This window comes from Lactobacillus sp. WILCCON 0149 (assembly GCF_057197965.1).
In genome coordinates, this window is the sequence record NZ_JBUBHO010000001.1 from 698,003 (window position 1) to 714,126 (window position 16,124).

Below are 16,124 nucleotides of genomic sequence, written 5' to 3' on the forward strand. Positions count from 1 at the left end.
AACTATTTTATGTTTTTAGGCAAAAGAAAAAGAGAAGCGATGTGCTTCTCTTTTTTGCTTGCAATTAATATTATCTATTCATTTATTTTGTAACTGCCTATTCAAGCAATTTTGCTTCCTTGAGCAATTCTTCCAGCCAAGTGCCTTGGACCTTCTTCAGTGCCCCCTTGACCGCGATCTTAGGCAGCGGCAGGTCCATCTGGTCGATTGGCTTCTTGTCGTTTAAGTAGTAGGTTGCCTTCAAAAGCTCCCGGATGTCGTAGACTGAGTCAAAGACTTCCGGTACCCCGCGGTCAACGTTAAGCAGGGTGTAGACAGCTTCCATGGCGGTCCGGACTGAGTATTCAGTGGTGAAGACCGTGTCTCTGGTCGGAGATTCAGCGAAGTTGCCGATGAAGGCCAGGTTGACTGAACCAGCTGGTACGACTGCCGGCCGGTCGCCCTTCTTCCGCATTTGGAAGTAAGCGGTGATGTAAGGCATGTAAACTGGAACAGTGTTGACATAGTCATCGCCGGCGTACTTCTTGATCAAATCGTCTGGCACGCCCAGGTGGTAGAGGAGTTCTTCAGTAATTTCTTCACCAGTGCAGTCTACGACCCGCTTCTTGATGTAATTGCCTGGCGTGTCTGAGTAAAGGGCGTAGATCCACACAACGGTTTCGTTTTCCTTCTGGTCCTTGAAGTGCGGCTGACGGTGAATAGTGAAGGAGAGCATCCAGTTGGAGTCAGTGACAGTGATGATCCCGCCGGTGTTGACCCGGTGCTGGTGGATGTCCCGCTTGGTCAAACGTTCGAAGTATGGCTCCAGAGTAGCATCTTTCATGGTCATGGTCGCGGAAACGAACCAAGCTCTTTCAGGGATGTTTTCGCAGAAAACTTCCGGGTGGCCAAAGGCTTCGTCTTGCTCAGCCAGGTTCTGCCATAATTTCCAGGAGCCGCCCAGCTTGTGGGTGATTGGCGCTGGAGTGTGGTGGGTGCCGTAGGTTGAGCTTTCAACGATTGACCCGTTGGTAACGTAAACCAGGTCGTCCGGGGTCAAGTCGATTTCCTGGTGTTCCCCGTCTCTGGTAAGGATCAGCTTCTTGGCCAGCTTTTCACCATTGCTGGTATCAACTACGACGTTCTCTACTTGCGTGTTGTAGCAGATATCAACGTCATGGCTTTCCAGGTAGGCCAAAAGCGGCTTGGTCATAGATTCATACTGGTTGTACTTGTTGAACTTCAAGGCTGACAGGTCCGGCAAGCCGTCGATGTGGTGGATGAAACGCATCGCGTAGCGGCGCATTTCAATGACTGAGTGCCACTTTTCAAAGGCAAACATGGTTGCCCAGTAAGCCCAGAAGTTGGTCTCAAAGAATTCATCAGAGAAGAAATCTTCAATTGAGATTCCTTCCAGCTTGTCTTCCGGAGTCATGACCAGCTTGACGATTTCCCCGGCGCACTTGCCCAGGCCGTACTGGCCATCAGTTGGCACCCGGTCGCCTCTGTGGTGGATCAGGCGGCAGTTGGATGAGTTAGGGTCATCCTTGTCCAGCCAGGCGTATTCGTCCAGGTAGGAAGCACCAGGAATTTCCAAAGATGGAATTGACCGGTACATGTCCCAAAGACATTCAAAGTGATTTTCCATTTCCCGGCCGCCCCGGATGATGTAGCCGTATTCCGGCCGCTTGATCCCGTCCAGGGACCCTCCGGCCAGGGCTTCTTCTTCAAGCAAGTGAATCTTCTTGCCATCCATGTGCCCGTCGCGGATCATGAAAACGCAGGCAGCTAAGCCAGCCAGGCCGCCCCCGATGACATAAGCGCTCTTCTTGTCAGCGTCTTTTGGCTTTCTAGCGTCAGTAAATGCTTCGTAATTACCGTTTGAATAATACATCTCATTCACCTCATGTACTTGCTAACTGTTTTCTGATATTTTTTCCTTTTTCACCTTGCATTCTAGCATTTATCAAAAACGCTTTCAAATAAATTTTTCCTTAAAGAACTGGGTACAGGTATAGAAAATGGCGATTGGATAAGAAAAATTAAGTTGAAGCAGAAGGGCGAGAAAAAGCTTTCAAGTTGCCGGGGAAATTTGTTATCATGGAATGATGCAGATTAAGGATTGGAGAGGATATTGTATATGAAGCGGTTGAAAAGCCTGGCTTTTATCTATGCAAGTATATTTAGTTTGCTGATTGGTTTAGGAGCAGGGATTTTTTTGACAATTTCCAGCGAATTGATTTCCCTTTTCTGGTCTAAGCGAATCTTGGCCCATCCGGGTCTCTTGCTGCTCCAGTGCCTCTTGTTTGGCCTGGTGATTGGCCTATTGCAGCTGAAGGTGGGGGCCTATCCCAAGACGATCAAGCAAATCCTGGCTGAATTCCAGGAAACCGGGAAGGTAACAGGAGCCAGCTGGCGGACCTGGGTCAACGGGACGGTTATTCTGGCTGGCGGGGCCAGCGTGGGGCCGGAAGCTTCCATGACAGGGATTATTGCCCGCCAGTCAAGCGCCATGGGCCAGCAGTTAACCAACTACTTGACTGACCCGGACCTGCCCCAAGCGTCTTTTAAAGAACAGTTTTTAGCCTTGTTCAGACCTTTTTCTCCGGCAGAAGGGCCTTTAAAAGATGTTTTTGCCAAGAAGTGGCGGCAGAAGGTCAGCTATACTATCTGGACCTGCCTGGGCATTTGCAGCTTTGCCATGTGGCTGAAGGCTTTCCCGGAAGCCAAGGTCTTCCAGATTGGCTTGGCAAAGGTGGCCTGGACCTGGCAGGGAATCCTGCTGACTCCAGTGGCTTTTGCCTTGGGTCTGGCCTTTGGCAACTTCTTTTTGAAACTTGAAGAAATCGGGGCAAAATTGGGTGAGACGATACCAAATTACCTGCTCAAAGGGATGCTGGGCGGCCTCTTGCTGGGCATCGGTGGCCTTTTATCCAGCTACCTGCTCTGGTCCGGGGCCTTTACCATGTGGGACCTGGTTGACCAGGCGGCCAAATTAGGGCCGGCCTTTTTAATCAGCTTAGCCTTTGGCAAGTGCCTCTTGACCAACTTTGGCTTTGGTCTGGGCTGGAGAGGGGGAACCATCTTCCCGGCAATTTTTTGTTCAGTTGCTTTAGGGATGGGCCTGGCCTTGCTTTTGCCCTGGTCCCAAAATCTCCTGGTGGCTGTTTTGACCGCGGCCAGCGTGAGCGTGATTGTCGGCAAACCTAAGCTGGTAGCCCTTTTGCTGGTCTTCTTGTTCAGCCTTCGTCTGGCTCCGGTCATTATCCTGGTTTGCCTGTTGTGTGAGAAAATTCTCCAGAGCAAGCGACTATTTCCCCGGAAATAATTCCTTTGCAAGCCAGGCTTGCTTGTTTAAAGGCCAAAATTCTCCTAAGCTAAGAGTTGAAAGCAAAACAGAAAGAGGATGACTGATGAAATTTAGTGAACAGATCAAGAAACTCCGCCGGGACCAAGGCTTGACCCAGGAAGAATTAGCGGCCAAGGTCCATGTGACCCGGCAGGCAGTATCCAATTGGGAAAATGACAAGAATTTGCCCGATCTTGAAACTTTAATCGTCATCAGCCAGACCTTTCAGCTTTCTTTGGACGAACTGATTTTAGGAGGAACTGAAATGACTGACAAATTAATCAATGACGCAAGTGAAACCAAGCGGGCCAAGTTCAACTTCTGGTCGGCCTTGATCGGCGGAGGATTGATGCTAGTCGGCTTTATCTGCTTTTTGATCAAGGCCAATTCGGTAGAGTACGTGGACAAGCAAGGCTTTTTGCACGAAAACTTCTATCTTCTGCCGATTGGCTACCTCTTCTTGTTTTCCGGTTTGCTGGTGATTTTCGTCAGCGGGGTCAGCTACTTGTGCAAGTTGCATAAGCTGAGAAATAGTCAAAATTAATTTTGCCCAAAAGGATTGACAGACCCTGGCAAAAGTTTTAAGATTATGACAAATAGATTAACGGTTGCTGAGAAAAGATGAGTAACTGTTGGCAGCCTTCTACAGAGAACCGGGTTAGCTGAGAGCCGGCGAGGGCAAAGGCAGTGAAGATGGTCTTGGAGCATAAACAAATGGTGAGCTTAGGCAAGCCATTTGCGGGTAGCGCCCGGTATAGCGTTGGGCTTTCATTAGGAAGCTTTTGAGGGTTTGGCCGCGAGGCCAGACTGAAGAAGAGTGGTAACACGCTAGGCGCGTCTCTTGACTGACTGAGTCAGTTGGGGGCGCGCTTTTTTAGTGCCCGGCAATCGTGTTTTATCGTTTTCTGTTGTTTTAGTATCTGTTTTGATACTTGATTTGAATTGATTTTATTTTTGCTAGAGGGGAATTAGTTATGACTAAATTATCCGCACCATACCGTTACGACATTGTTGGCTCCTTCTTGCGGCCGCAGGAATTAAAGGATGCCCGGGCTAAGTTTAAGGCCGGGGAGTTGAGCAAGGAAGAACTGACCAAGGTGGAAGACAAGTGGATCAGCGACTTGGTTGAAAAGGAAAAGGCAGTGGGTCTGAAAGCCGTAACTGATGGTGAATTCCGCCGCAGCTGGTGGCACCTGGACTTCTTGTGGGGCCTTAAAGGCGTAATCAAGTACGACTACCAGCAAAGCTACAAGTTCCATGGGGCCAAGACCCGGACTGACAATGCGGAACTGGGCGGCAAGGTAGCTTACAACCCTGACCATCCATTCTTCGACCACTTCCTCTTTACCAAAAAGGCAGCTGGTGACGCGGTAGCCAAGCAGACCATCCCTTCACCAACCATGCTCTTCAGAGACAACCGGTCTGACAACTGGCCAGAATTCTATGCCAGCTGGGAAGACTATCTGGCTGACTTGGGCAAGGCCTACAATGAAACCATCAAGCACTTCTACGAACTTGGCTGCCGCTACCTGCAAATTGACGACACTACTTGGGCCTTTTTGATCAGCAAGCTCAATGAAAGCCAGGACAATCCAGAAGAACACGCCAAGTACGTCCACTTGGCGGAAAGCGCAGTGACGGTCATCAATGCGGCTTTGGAAGGCCTGCCGGAAGACTTGACGGTCACTACCCACATCTGCCGGGGCAACTTCAAGTCAACCTTCCTTTTCTCCGGTGGTTATGAACCAGTTGCTCCTTACCTGGCCCAATTGAACTATGACGGCTTTTTCCTGGAATACGACTCAGACAGATCAGGCGACCTGGCTCCAATCAAGCAGGTCTGGAACGGCCGGGAAAATGTCAAGATCGTCCTGGGCCTGGTAACTTCCAAGTTCGGGAAGCTGGAAGACAAGGACGCGGTTATCGCCCGCTTGAAGGAAGCCAGCGGTTACGTGCCATTGGAAAACCTCTGCCTCAGCCCGCAATGCGGTTTTGCGTCAACTGAAGAAGGGAATACCTTGACTGAAGAAGAAGAATGGAACAAGCTGAAGTTCATCAAGGAAGTCGCTGACGAAGTTTGGGGCGAATAAGAGTAAACTGACTAAGTAAGACAGACAAAAACTCCTGTGCAGGCTAATGCACAGGAGTTTATTTTTGCTTATCATGTTTTGGATTAGCTAGAACTTTTCACCGACTTCAGCTGATTCAACGTTTTCAAGGGGCTGGCCGTTTTCGTCAAAATAGCTGTCTAAGTCCCTACACCAGATGATGGCGATGGTGTTTTTCCCGCAGTGAACGCCAACGACTGGACCGATGATTGTCCGATAGAACTTGTCCTTTGGAAAAGTCTTACAGTAGTCGTCTAGCCATTCTTTGCCGCGCTCAGGGCTAGCCGCATCCAAAATCGCAGCCTGGATTGGGTAGTCCTTGTTTTCAGTCAGATCGCGGAAGTCCTCTTGGATATGCTTGTAGGCCCGTTTGTAATGGCGTTCCTTGGCGATGGCGGAGATATGGCCAGTTTTTTGCACGTCCATGGTTAGGATAGGCGTAATGTGCAAGAGAGTACCGATGAAACTGGCGGCGTTTGACAAGCGGCCGGTCCGTTTAAGGTGGGCCAGGTTGTCGACCAAGAAACGGACGCCAATGGTCTTGCGCAAGTCTTCCAGGTCTTTCATGATGAGGTCAACGCTCGCGCCGGCATTAGCCAAGCGAGCAGCCAAAATCGCGCAGTCAGCCAGACCCGCGCAGGTAATGCGGCAGTCAAATGGATGGATCTTGATTCTGTCTTCTTCTGCGGCATAGTTGACCAGAGTGCTGTAAGAGCTGGAGAGTCCGCTAGACAGGGGCAAGACAATTACGTCGGTGTAGCCCTCTTTTACGTAGCGGTCAACGAATTCCATGATCTGGCCCAAAGCTGGCTGGGAAGTGGTTGGCAGGGTCTCGCTAGAGGAAATTTTTTCATAGAATTCTTCATAGCCGATGTCAACTAAGTCGTAATAGGTTTTTCCGTCCCAAATCAAGGGGATTGGCACCACGTCAATGTGGTATTTCTCTTGTTGTTCCTTGCTCAAGTAAGCAGAACTGTCAGTCAGAACAGCAATTTTCATGTTATTTTTCCTCCCAAATTTAATAGAGATGCTTTTACGTTAATTTTAGTTAAAATAGGATGAATGAGCAAGTTTGGCAGATTATTGCTGCAGGCAGGCTGGCAGAGTCTGGTAAATCGTCCGCGCCATTTCCTCCGGGCTCTCCTGGCAGCCGTTTTCGACCCAGTAGCGCAGAATCATGGTGAAGGCTGACTGAAAGGCGATCAGCACGTAGACGTCTTCATCTTTCATACCGTTTTTTTCGCAAAGCGGATCGATCACCAGGCTGAAAAGCTGTTCCTGCTCGGTCCTTAGGGGGAAGGTCGTTCTGGTTTTCAAAATGGCAACGTAGAAGTCCCGGTGCTTCTTGATGAAGTTGAGGAAGGGCACGAAGGACGGCTCGCTCAAGGGCACGGAGTGCGGATAGTCAGCCATCAAATCCTGGCGCAGCTTGCTTTCGGTCTTGTCCAGCATGTCTGGCAGGTCCAGGTAGTGGGCGTAAAAAGTCGACCGGTTGATGCCAGCCTGTTTGACGATGGCGCTGACGGTGATTTTGGGCTTTTTTGGATCGTTGAGCAGGGTGAGGAGGGCCTTTTCCATCAAGTCCTGGCTGCGGCGGAACTGCTGGTTGTTTTTTGTATTCATGAAAAAAATCCTTTACTAGATCTCCAAAGTTCCAACACTTATTGGAAAATTGCTGATTGTCAAAACTATCATAAGCAAATAAACTTGATAAGTAAAGGAGTGATCAATTATGAAAACAATGAAAGCAGCAATTTATTACGGACAAAAACATGTTGAAGTCAAGGAACTGCCAGTTGATGAATGCGGCAGCGACGACATTCTGGTGCAGAACATCTACTCCAGCATCTGCGGCACGGACGTGGCTGTTTACCAGCACGGCCCGAACACCGGTCACAAGGTAACACCGGGCGGAGAGTTTGGCCATGAGACGGTTTCCCGGGTGGTCAAGGTCGGGGAGAACGTCAAGGACGTGCAGGTGGGCGACCGGATTTACCCGTACCCGCTTTTGGCCAAGAACGATATTTCAAGAGCAGGTACCTTGGGTGGCTTTTCCCAGTACATGCTCTTGCCAAAAGCCAAGCTGAACCGGTCCTTCTACAAGGTCCCGTCAGCCATCAGCGACCGGCTGGCAGCCTTGACTGAACCATTCACGGTCGGCACCAGAGCAGCCCGGCGAGGCAACCCGCAGGCCGGAGAACACGGCATCGTCTTCGGTGCCGGCACGATCGGCATTGCCGCGGCAGTTGCCTTGAAACATTTTGGCATGGAAAAGGTCATGATCTGTGACCTGGCGGACTTCCGTTTAAACATTGCCAAGGAACTTGGCTTTGAGGTCTGCAACCCAGGCAAGGAAGACTGGCGGGAAAAGGCACAGGCCTACTTTGGCCAGGACCGGTCACTGAAAGGAGAAGTGGCTGACATCGATGAGTGGGTTGACGCGGCCGGCGCAACCAGCATCCTGGACGACTTCTTTGACTTTGGCAAAATCTCCAGCCGTTTCGTGGCTGTAGCCGTCAACAACAAGCCCCGGCAGGTAGACTTGCTGCACATGACCTATGCCCAGCAGAGCCTAATCGGCTCCGGCGGCTACTTCCCGGAAGACGTCAAGGACGTTTTTGCTATCATGTCCAGCGGCAAGTGGCCTTTGGAGAAAATTATCACCCAGGAGTATCCTTTGGACCAGATCGTGACCGGATTAGAAACGGCCAGTGACCCGACCAGGGCCTTGAACGTCATTATTAAGCCAAACTAAAACAGCTTTTCAAAAAGCCCTTGCTACCGGAAAATGGCAGGATTATAGTTAACGTAGAAGTATTTTTTGTAAAAATTAACTATTGACTATACATGCACGAATGGAGGCCGACAGTATGGAAGACATCTTTTTCACCGTGGCAGGATGCAACCACTATTATGGCACGGAAGTTTTCAAGCCTGGGATGCGGGTGACCTTGTACAAGGAACCTGACAACAAGTATGACAAAGAAGCCATTCGGGTTGAAGCCAGGGCTCTCGGCAAGATTGGCTACGTGGCCAACAGCCCTTACACGGTCTTGGGCGAAAGCCGCAGCGCCGGCCGCCTGTACGACTTGATCGACGACGGAGCGACAGGCCGGGTGCTCTACGTCCTGCCGCAAGGGCTGGTCTGCGAGCTGGAAGAGACCGGTTTTGAAAAAGTTAAAAAGATTTATAAAAAACGCAGACAATATTAATTTGCCGTGAAAAGTCCTGCTTGAGACAGCAATGTTGCTTTCAAGCAGGATTTTAATTTTTAAAAGAAAAAGCATTTCAGCAAATTCCGAACAATATGTCAGAGTCGTCCAATTTGTGTCAATCGCTAAAAAGCTTTTTGCAAAAAATATCCTTTAAAAAAGCAGAAATGGTGCTAGAATAGTAACAATTATTTTCTTACAGGGGTAAAAGACACCATGAAAAAACTAATTGACCTCCACCTGCACTTAGATGGCTCCGTGCCTTACCAAACCGTCCGTGAACTGCTGGCTAAAGAAGGCAAAAGCCTGCCAGAAGCCGACTTGCGAAAAAGACTTTCAGTCAGCCCGGACTGCCGGAACCTGGACGAATACCTGGAAAAGTTTGACTTTCCCTTGTCCTTGATGCAGACGGCAGAAAACCTCCGCTTGATTGTCAGAGAACTCTTGGAAGAATTGCGCGGCCAGGGCCTGGTTTACGTGGAAATCCGCTTTGCCCCCCAGCGGCACACGGAAACTTTGACCCAGGTAGAAGCTGTTCAAGCAGTTCTTGACGGCAGAGACGATTTTTACGCCTGGCAAAAGGAGCAGGAAGGTGACGACCTGCACGCCAACTTCCTGCTTTGCTTGATGCGGCTGGTTGGCCAGGATGAAGCCAACCGGGAAACGGTGAAAGTAGCTAAAGACTTCTTTGGTAAGGGGGTAGCCGGCTTGGACTTGGCGGGCCCGGAAAATGAAGAAGTAGCCAACCGCAAGTATGCGCCCTTTTTCCAGCAGGCCAAAGAATGGGGGATTCCTTACACCATCCATGCCGGCGAAGCGATGGGGCCAGAATCGATGAGAGAAGCTCTGGCTCTAGGAACTAAGCGAATCGGTCACGGCATCCGCTGCCAAGAAGATCCAAGCCTGGTTAAGCAGTTAGCTGCAGACGGCATTACTCTTGAATGCTGCGCCAGCTCAAACTTAAACACCAAGGTTTTTGACCGGATTGCGGAATATCCCCTCCGCTCCATGCTGGGGCAGAATTTGCGGGTGACCTTGAATACCGACAACATGACCGTTTCAGCCACCAACCTGCCACATGAATACCAGCTCATGGAAGAGCAGGGCTTGACTAAATCCGAAGAAAAGCAGCTCTACTTGAACTCGGTTAGAGCAGCTTTTGCCAGCCAGGAGGAAAAAGACCGGCTGCTGTCCTTGCTGGAAGAATAAGCCGATACCGATAAATGCAAATAGAAGGCAAACGAAAACTGCATCCCCAGGGATGCAGTCTTTTTTGATTAGTTGTTGATGTTAAGCAAGGTGTTAAGTACTAAATTAGATGATTCTGTTGTTTTGCTTCAGTTGTTTTGATTCTTTGATTCTATTGTTTATTTTTGTATCTATTTTACTGGTACAGAGCAGTTGACAGGTAGCGTTCCCCATTGTCCGGCGCTACAGTGACCACCTTCTTGCCGGCACCCAGCTTTTTAGCCAGTTCGATAGCCCCGTGGATGTTTGCCCCGGCAGAGATCCCTGGCAAAAAGCCTTCCAGGCGGGCAACTTCTCTGGCCGTTGCAAAGGCTTCCTCGCTGGAAACTTCGACAATCCCGTCGTAGATGGACTGGTCCAGAGTCTTAGGAATGAAGCCGGCAGAGATACCTTGGATCTTGTGCGGCCCCTTCTTGCCTTCCTTCAAAAGCGGGGATTCCGCAGGCTCCAGGGCGTAGACCTTGACGTCGCCGGCCTTCTTCAAGGCCCGGCCAATCCCGGTCAAGGTGCCGCCAGTACCAACTCCGGCCACGAAAGCGTCTGGCAGGTCGCCTGCGAAAGCGTTGACGATTTCCTGACCAGTAGTCAGTTCGTGGATTGCCGGGTTGGCTGGGTTTTCAAACTGCATTGGCATGAAGTAGCCCTTTTCCTTGACCAGCTTTTCGGCCAAGGCGATAGAACCCGGCATCCCGTCCTTGCCTGGAGTGAGGAGCAGCTCAGCCCCGTAGGCCCGCATGATCTTCTTTCTTTCCTCGCTCATGGTTTCCGGCATGGCGATGATCAAGTGGTAGCCCTTGGCACTGGCCACAGCTGACAGGCCGATCCCGGTGTTGCCGGAAGTTGGTTCGACGATAGTGTCGCCAGGCTTAAGCTTGCCTTCCTTTTCTGCTTTTTCAATCATGGCCAGGGCGATCCGGTCCTTGACAGAACCGGCTGGGTTGAAGAATTCCAGCTTGACGTAGACGTCGGCTGCTCCTTCTGGCACGACCCGGTTTAACTTAACGATTGGGGTGTGGCCGATAGTTTCCAAAATGTTGCCGTAAATGCGGTCAGTTGACATAGTTTTTTCCTCCTGAAAATTATTCATAAAAATTATCTGATGCTTTGCAGCCAATTTTTAAAAAAGTGCTGCTGGGTGGACTCCCAGGTGAACTGGGGCAGGGACATGGCGGCTTCATCCGCGAAATACCGCTGCGGTTTCGCTAGGTTCCGGTCATCACCTCCTCTAGCGGATAATTCCCGCTGGTATTCCTTGCTAAAAGCCTGGGGGCCGTACTCCAGGTGGCTGAAGAGAAAGGCCTGCTGGCCAGGTCCGGTGACCAGGGTCAGATGGCCGTCTGGAGTAGTGGCATTGATGGTCAAGGCTTTTTCTTGCTCAATCTCGCTCCTGTTCATCTCGGCATAGCGGGCGTGCGGGGCACGGAAACCCGTGACCAGGCCATCTAACAGGGGGGCGGGAGCCAGGATCTCCTGGGGGTAGATGCCGAAAATCTTCTCCGGCAGGGGATGCTTGCCGATCCCGTAGAAATAGTAGAGAGCCGCCATGGCGCCCCAACAGACATAAAGCTGGGGAATCTTTTTAGCCTTTAAAAAGGCAAAGAGCCGGGTTAGTTCTTCCCAATAGTCGACCTCGGTGAAAGGAATTTGCTCGATCGGAGCACCGGTGACGATAAAGCCGTCCAGCTTTGCAACTTTTGCCAGATCTAAGGGCTCTGCCGGCCAGTTTTCGGGCAAGGGCCGGTTTAGATAGTGGCTTTGGGGGTAAAAGTAAGTGATGTCAGTTTCCGGGCTGGCCTCTTTGATGACATAGCTGAACCTCTTTTGAGTATCGATTTTGTCATGCATCAAGTTGAGAATGCCGATTTTCTTGTTCATCTTGTTTGTCAGTCCTTTTTGAAAAAATAGCAGTCAATAGTTAATAAAAGCAGGGAAATCAGGGAAAACAAAAAGACGCGTGAGCTGAGCTCTACGCGTCTTAAACAACCAAAGTTATTTGGATATTTTTGGAATTCTGGTCTGCTTCTAGCTTTCCAGTCCAAGCCAAATAGTGGATTGCTTAAGACACAATCCACAACAACAAGCAGTCATGTTTACGTTGAACAGATTCTTGTTGAACATTTGGCTTACCTCCTAAATTAGTTACTGCAAGTATAACTGGTATTTTTTCTTTTGACAAGAAAAATTAGAAAAAAGTTACAGAAAACTAATTTTCTTTATTTTTTCCGCCCTGCAGGCGGAAATTCCGCCAGATAGCCAGGAGGGTTACTAGGGCCAGGCAGCTGAAGAGGATGAAGTCATATCTGCCGCCCTGGTAGCTTCTTTGGGCCAAGGTCCCTTGCCCGTTTTTCTGGGCCAGGGAGATCAAGGCCGTGGCCAGGCTGACGCCGACTGAACCTGCAAACTGCTGGATCATGTTGAAAGAGGAATTGACGTCAGCTACGTTTTTTCGCTCAACTAGAGTTGAAGCATTGGAGATGGTGTTGGCAAAGCTCAAGTTGAAGCCGGACCGGATCACGATATGGCAGACAACGATCAAGACCGGGGTTAAAAGGGGCTGCAGGACTAAGAGCAGGCAGTTGCCCAAGAGAAAGAGGCAGCCGCCAAGGGTCAGCGGAAACTTGAAGCCCCGCTTGTCGGCCATTTTTCCGGCAAAAGGCGAGATGATCGCGCCGACGCAGGACCCTGGCAAAAGAACCAGGCCGCTGATCAAGCTGCTGGCTGCCAAAGCGTACTGGGCATAGATGGGAACGGCGACAGACAGGCCGATGTTGACCAGCTGCAGGCAGAAGTAGGTTAAAGCGGCCAGGCAGACAGTTTTTTCTTTAAAAATTGCCAGGTTGAGCAGGTGGCTGCCTCCGCGCTTGTTGACAAAAAGGAAGAAGGCAAAGAGGATTGCTCCGGCCAAAAGCAGGATCCAGGCCAGATTGCTGGTCCCGATTAAAGACAGGGCATAGATGATGGCAAAAAGGGCCAGACCCAGCAAGAGCAGGGAAGGAGCGTCAAATTTTCCCTTTTGCCGGGCAACTTGGTTGCGGATGTAGACCTGGCCGCCGATTAAGCTGACTAAGGCCAGGGGCAAAAGCAGCCAGAAGATCATCCGCCAGCTGGCCATGGTCAAGACCAAGCCCCCATAAGTTGGCCCCAAGGCCGGGGCAAAGGAGATGATCATGCCGGCAAAACCGGTCATGAGGCCTAGTTTTTCTTTAGGGACCTGGGTGAAAATCAGCTGGAACATGATCGGGGTGGAAAAGCCGGTAGCGATCCCTTGAATGATCCGGCCGGCCAGCATTAGCGGGAAACTGGAAGTTAAGGCGCAGATGACGCAGCCGCAAATGAAGGCCAGGGCGGCTCCTAAATGCAGCCAGCGGGCCGGGACCTGCTTGAGCAGGTAGGCGGTGGTCCCCATGACGATGGTGACCGTCAAGAGATAGGCGGTAGTGATCCACTGGACGGTTGCCAGGGGCTGGTGGAACTGTTTGACTAAAAGCGGGTAGGCGACGTTCATGGAGGTTTCATTCAGAATGCCGATGAAGGTCATGAGCCCAGCGCTGAAAATAGCGAGGTTGACTTTGCTTGATTTTTCCATAAAAACCTTTCTAAGAGCACAAAAAGGCTGTCAGCGGTAGCTCCGCGACAGCCTATAAAAATATTTTCGATAAAGCTATTCTAGCATAATTCGTAATTTTTTGCCCAGGCAATTATTTCCGGTAGAGCAAAAGGGCAGTTCCGGCTAAGTCGACCGTGTAGTCTTCGCTCTCCAGTGGCCGCTTGGTCATGCCTTGGTCGGTTGAGTAGATGATGAGGCCCAATTTAGCGCCAGCAGGCAGAGTGTAGTAAGTCGGCTGCAGTTCAAATTCCAGGTCGACGAACTGGCCGGCTTCCAGCTTGCTTGGCTGTTTCATGTCCTGGTAGTTCTGCAGGTTCATGTGGGCCTTGGTGATCAGCTTGGCCTTAGTGGCCTTGTCAGGGACGAATTCCTGCAAGGAGTCTGCCCCGAAGCGGAAGCCGAAGGGCTGGTTTCCTCTGGCAAAAATCTTTGGCGTTGGCGTCAGCCGCTGCCGGGTTCCCAGGTCAACCAGGGCAACGGACAATTGGCCGACAGTCTTGCTTGCCGCCACCCGGACCCGGACCTTTGGCCGGCCGACCAGGGTAGTCGGGTGGAGGAATTCCTCGCTTTCAAAGCGGAGGCTGGCCTTGGCCCATTTTTCCTCCCCGCTGATAAACTGGTATTCCCAGTCAGTCTCGCTGATGCCGGCCTTCTTGAATTCTGTCCCGCCTAGGTCGGTGAAGGTCAGCTGGCCCTGGCCATTTTCAACCGTTGACAGGTCGCCGTCAGCCGTTGGTGAATAGAGGCTGGCCTGGCCCAGGTCGGTGGCCCAGTCGTTTTCTTCATGCCACTTGTCGGCTTCCAGGTTGTCCTGGATCATGACCTTTGGCCATTGTTCATAAGCCCCGTTTTCCACTTCTAAAAGCTCGTGGACGAACCAGAGGTTCATGAGGTCGGTGAAGTCGATGGAAACCAGGTTGTTCATGTTGTAGTGCGGACCCTGGTGGAGGAAGAGGCGGGATTCAACTGGCAACTGCTTGACCTTTTGCCAGATCTTGTAGACGTTCTTTGGCTTGACGTTCCAGTCATTTAAGCCGTGAACGGAGATCCAGGAGCACTTGATGCCATCAGCGTGGTGGCGGTAGTTTCTGGCTTCCCAGAAGTCAGAGTATTGGCCAGTTGCCCGGTCCTGGCCAGCAAAAAGTTCTGCCTGTTCTGCTTCATAAGCCTTTTTGGCGGTGAAATTGCCCCCATCCCAGAGGTTGGATTGGCAGACTTCGGCCAGCTTGTCCATGTCTTCGCCCTGGCATTCGCCTGGCGCGACAACCAGGCCGTGTTCCCGGTAGTAGTCATACCAGGAGGAAATAGCGGCTTCAGAAACCACCGTCTTCAGCCCCTTGACCCCGGTTGTCGCGATAGCAATCTGCAAAGTGCCCAGGTAAGAGCGGCCAGTCATGCCGACATTGCCGCTGCACCAGCTGGCCTTGGTTTCAAAGCGGCGGGTCCGGTCGGTATAGGCTACCCGGTCCCCAGTCAGCCATTCGATGACTTCTTTTTGGGAGATGGTTTCTTCCGGTGACCCGGTGATCCGGATCCCGTCCCCGTGCCGGTTGCCGATGGCCCCGGAGAAGACGGAGGCAAAGCCCCGGGCCAGGAGGTATTCGTTTAAGCCATATGAAGACTGGCCGGTTGCCAGTTCTGTCGCTGGCACGTCCTGGTCGCTTGGGGCAGGACTTTTAACTAAGGGCTTGGCCACGTACTTAGGATTGGTCCAAGTGGTCGCGTCAGTCAGGTTCTCGTCAACATTGTGGTTAGTCTTGACATTGTCGATGATCCCGCCAAAGTATGGTGAAGCCGTGTAAAGGGCTGGAACTTTCAGCTGGTCCTGGCTTTCAACAGGCCGGAAGACCGTGACTGGCAAAAGGTCGCCTTCCCCGTCTCCATCCGTGTCCAGGTCGCTTTGCACGTAAACGACTTCGCGGATGACCTGGCTGGTGTCAAAAACTGGCAGGGACTTGCCATTAAAGAACATAAACTTGCCTTCTCCCCAGAACTGGGTGAAGTAGCCCTTGCCGGCCATGACGTCTAAAATGATCTGCCCGTTTTTGCTCCGGGTGTTGAGCAGGCGGTAGAAGGCAAAAATCAAGTCTTCCTTATTGGTCAAATCTTTAAAGGCTGGCAGGGCATGCTTTTTCCCGCAAGAAAGAGGATCAGTCAGACTGTAGTCGTAGTTTGGGTGGTAGCCTAACAGCTGCAGGGCAACATTGGCAAACTGGCTGGCGGTGATGGCAGTTGGCGTGTTCAAGAGAAAGGCGGCCAGGTCAGTTTGGTCATCCACGGCAAATTCCGCCAATTTAGCGTCCTTAGCCTGGCGGGTCGTGGCTTCAGCCAGGACATTGCCGGTTAAGACGGCCAGGAGCTCACTAAAGGAAAGGGAAGAGTAGTTTTCCGGCAAAAAGTTGATCGCCAGCAGCTCCTCAGCAGCCTTTTCCGGACTGGTTTCAACGTAGGCATATTGATTGTATTTCATGCTTTACCTCATCTTTATAACTTTGTATCTTTACATCTATGGGTTATGGAATCTTTTTTGCTTTATCCAGTTTTTTAGCTGTTTTTTAAGCAAGTTCTCAAGTTAATGCAAGCAAACCGCTTCCTTTTTGTCAAGGGAAAAATGGTCAAGA

General features: G+C 51.0%; 13 protein-coding genes. 6 read left to right on the top strand and 7 right to left on the bottom strand.

Going from position 1 to position 16,124, the window contains the following annotated elements; all coding sequences use genetic code 11:
- Positions 1–97: 97 nt before the first annotated feature.
- Positions 98–1,873: an oleate hydratase gene (locus tag ACYVUV_RS03375; protein ID WP_439775397.1), complete on the bottom strand. Its 1,776-nt coding sequence runs from the start codon at positions 1,871–1,873 to the stop codon at positions 98–100.
- A 246-nt stretch (positions 1,874–2,119) separates the two neighbouring features.
- Here ACYVUV_RS03375 and ACYVUV_RS03380 point away from each other — a divergent pair, with 246 nt between their 5' ends.
- The 3 genes from ACYVUV_RS03380 (at position 2,120) to ACYVUV_RS03390 (ending at position 5,418) form a co-directional block, all read left to right on the top strand.
- Positions 2,120–3,307, top strand: a complete 1,188-nt coding sequence (locus tag ACYVUV_RS03380; protein WP_439775398.1) for a chloride channel protein — start codon at positions 2,120–2,122, stop codon at positions 3,305–3,307.
- An 85-nt stretch (positions 3,308–3,392) separates the two neighbouring features.
- A complete protein-coding gene (locus ACYVUV_RS03385; protein ID WP_439775399.1) occupies positions 3,393–3,872 on the top strand; it encodes a helix-turn-helix domain-containing protein in 480 nt (159 codons plus the stop codon).
- A 430-nt stretch (positions 3,873–4,302) separates the two neighbouring features.
- On the top strand, positions 4,303–5,418 hold the full coding sequence (locus tag ACYVUV_RS03390) for a vitamin B12 independent methionine synthase (protein ID WP_484498990.1): 1,116 nt from the start codon (positions 4,303–4,305) through the stop codon (positions 5,416–5,418).
- A gap of 87 nt (positions 5,419–5,505) precedes the next feature.
- Here ACYVUV_RS03390 and ACYVUV_RS03395 read toward each other — a convergent pair whose 3' ends face one another.
- Positions 5,506–6,435, bottom strand: coding sequence for a DegV family protein (locus tag ACYVUV_RS03395; protein ID WP_439774796.1), 930 nt, complete (start codon positions 6,433–6,435; stop codon positions 5,506–5,508).
- A gap of 81 nt (positions 6,436–6,516) precedes the next feature.
- Positions 6,517–7,059: a TetR-like C-terminal domain-containing protein gene (locus ACYVUV_RS03400; protein WP_439774797.1), complete on the bottom strand. Its 543-nt coding sequence runs from the start codon at positions 7,057–7,059 to the stop codon at positions 6,517–6,519.
- Positions 7,060–7,168: 109 nt separating this feature from the next.
- On the opposite strand from ACYVUV_RS03400, the gene ACYVUV_RS03405 reads away from it, so the two are divergent.
- From ACYVUV_RS03405 to add, 3 genes are all read left to right on the top strand, one after another.
- Entirely contained in the window at positions 7,169–8,191 is a 1,023-nt protein-coding gene (locus ACYVUV_RS03405) for a zinc-dependent alcohol dehydrogenase (RefSeq protein ID WP_439774798.1), read from the top strand.
- Between the two features lie 115 nt (positions 8,192–8,306).
- On the top strand, positions 8,307–8,648 hold the full coding sequence (locus tag ACYVUV_RS03410; RefSeq protein WP_439774799.1) for an HIRAN domain-containing protein: 342 nt from the start codon (positions 8,307–8,309) through the stop codon (positions 8,646–8,648).
- Positions 8,649–8,864: 216 nt separating this feature from the next.
- Positions 8,865–9,857: an adenosine deaminase gene (add, locus tag ACYVUV_RS03415; RefSeq protein WP_439774800.1), complete on the top strand. Its 993-nt coding sequence runs from the start codon at positions 8,865–8,867 to the stop codon at positions 9,855–9,857.
- A gap of 175 nt (positions 9,858–10,032) precedes the next feature.
- Here the strand turns inward: add and cysK are convergent, their stop codons facing one another.
- From cysK to ACYVUV_RS03435, 4 genes are all read right to left on the bottom strand, one after another.
- Positions 10,033–10,956, bottom strand: a complete 924-nt coding sequence (cysK, locus tag ACYVUV_RS03420) for a cysteine synthase A (RefSeq protein ID WP_439774801.1) — start codon at positions 10,954–10,956, stop codon at positions 10,033–10,035.
- A 32-nt stretch (positions 10,957–10,988) separates the two neighbouring features.
- Positions 10,989–11,771 (bottom strand): homoserine O-succinyltransferase, encoded by a 783-nt coding sequence (locus tag ACYVUV_RS03425; RefSeq protein WP_439774802.1) that lies wholly within the window; start codon positions 11,769–11,771, stop codon positions 10,989–10,991.
- 328 nt (positions 11,772–12,099) lie between these two features.
- Positions 12,100–13,482, bottom strand: coding sequence for an MFS transporter (locus ACYVUV_RS03430; RefSeq protein ID WP_439774803.1), 1,383 nt, complete (start codon positions 13,480–13,482; stop codon positions 12,100–12,102).
- 112 nt (positions 13,483–13,594) lie between these two features.
- The gene (locus ACYVUV_RS03435; protein WP_439774804.1) at positions 13,595–15,973 is read right to left on the bottom strand and encodes a Xaa-Pro dipeptidyl-peptidase; all 2,379 of its coding nucleotides are present in this window, start codon (positions 15,971–15,973) and stop codon (positions 13,595–13,597) included.
- Positions 15,974–16,124 lie beyond the last annotated feature (151 nt).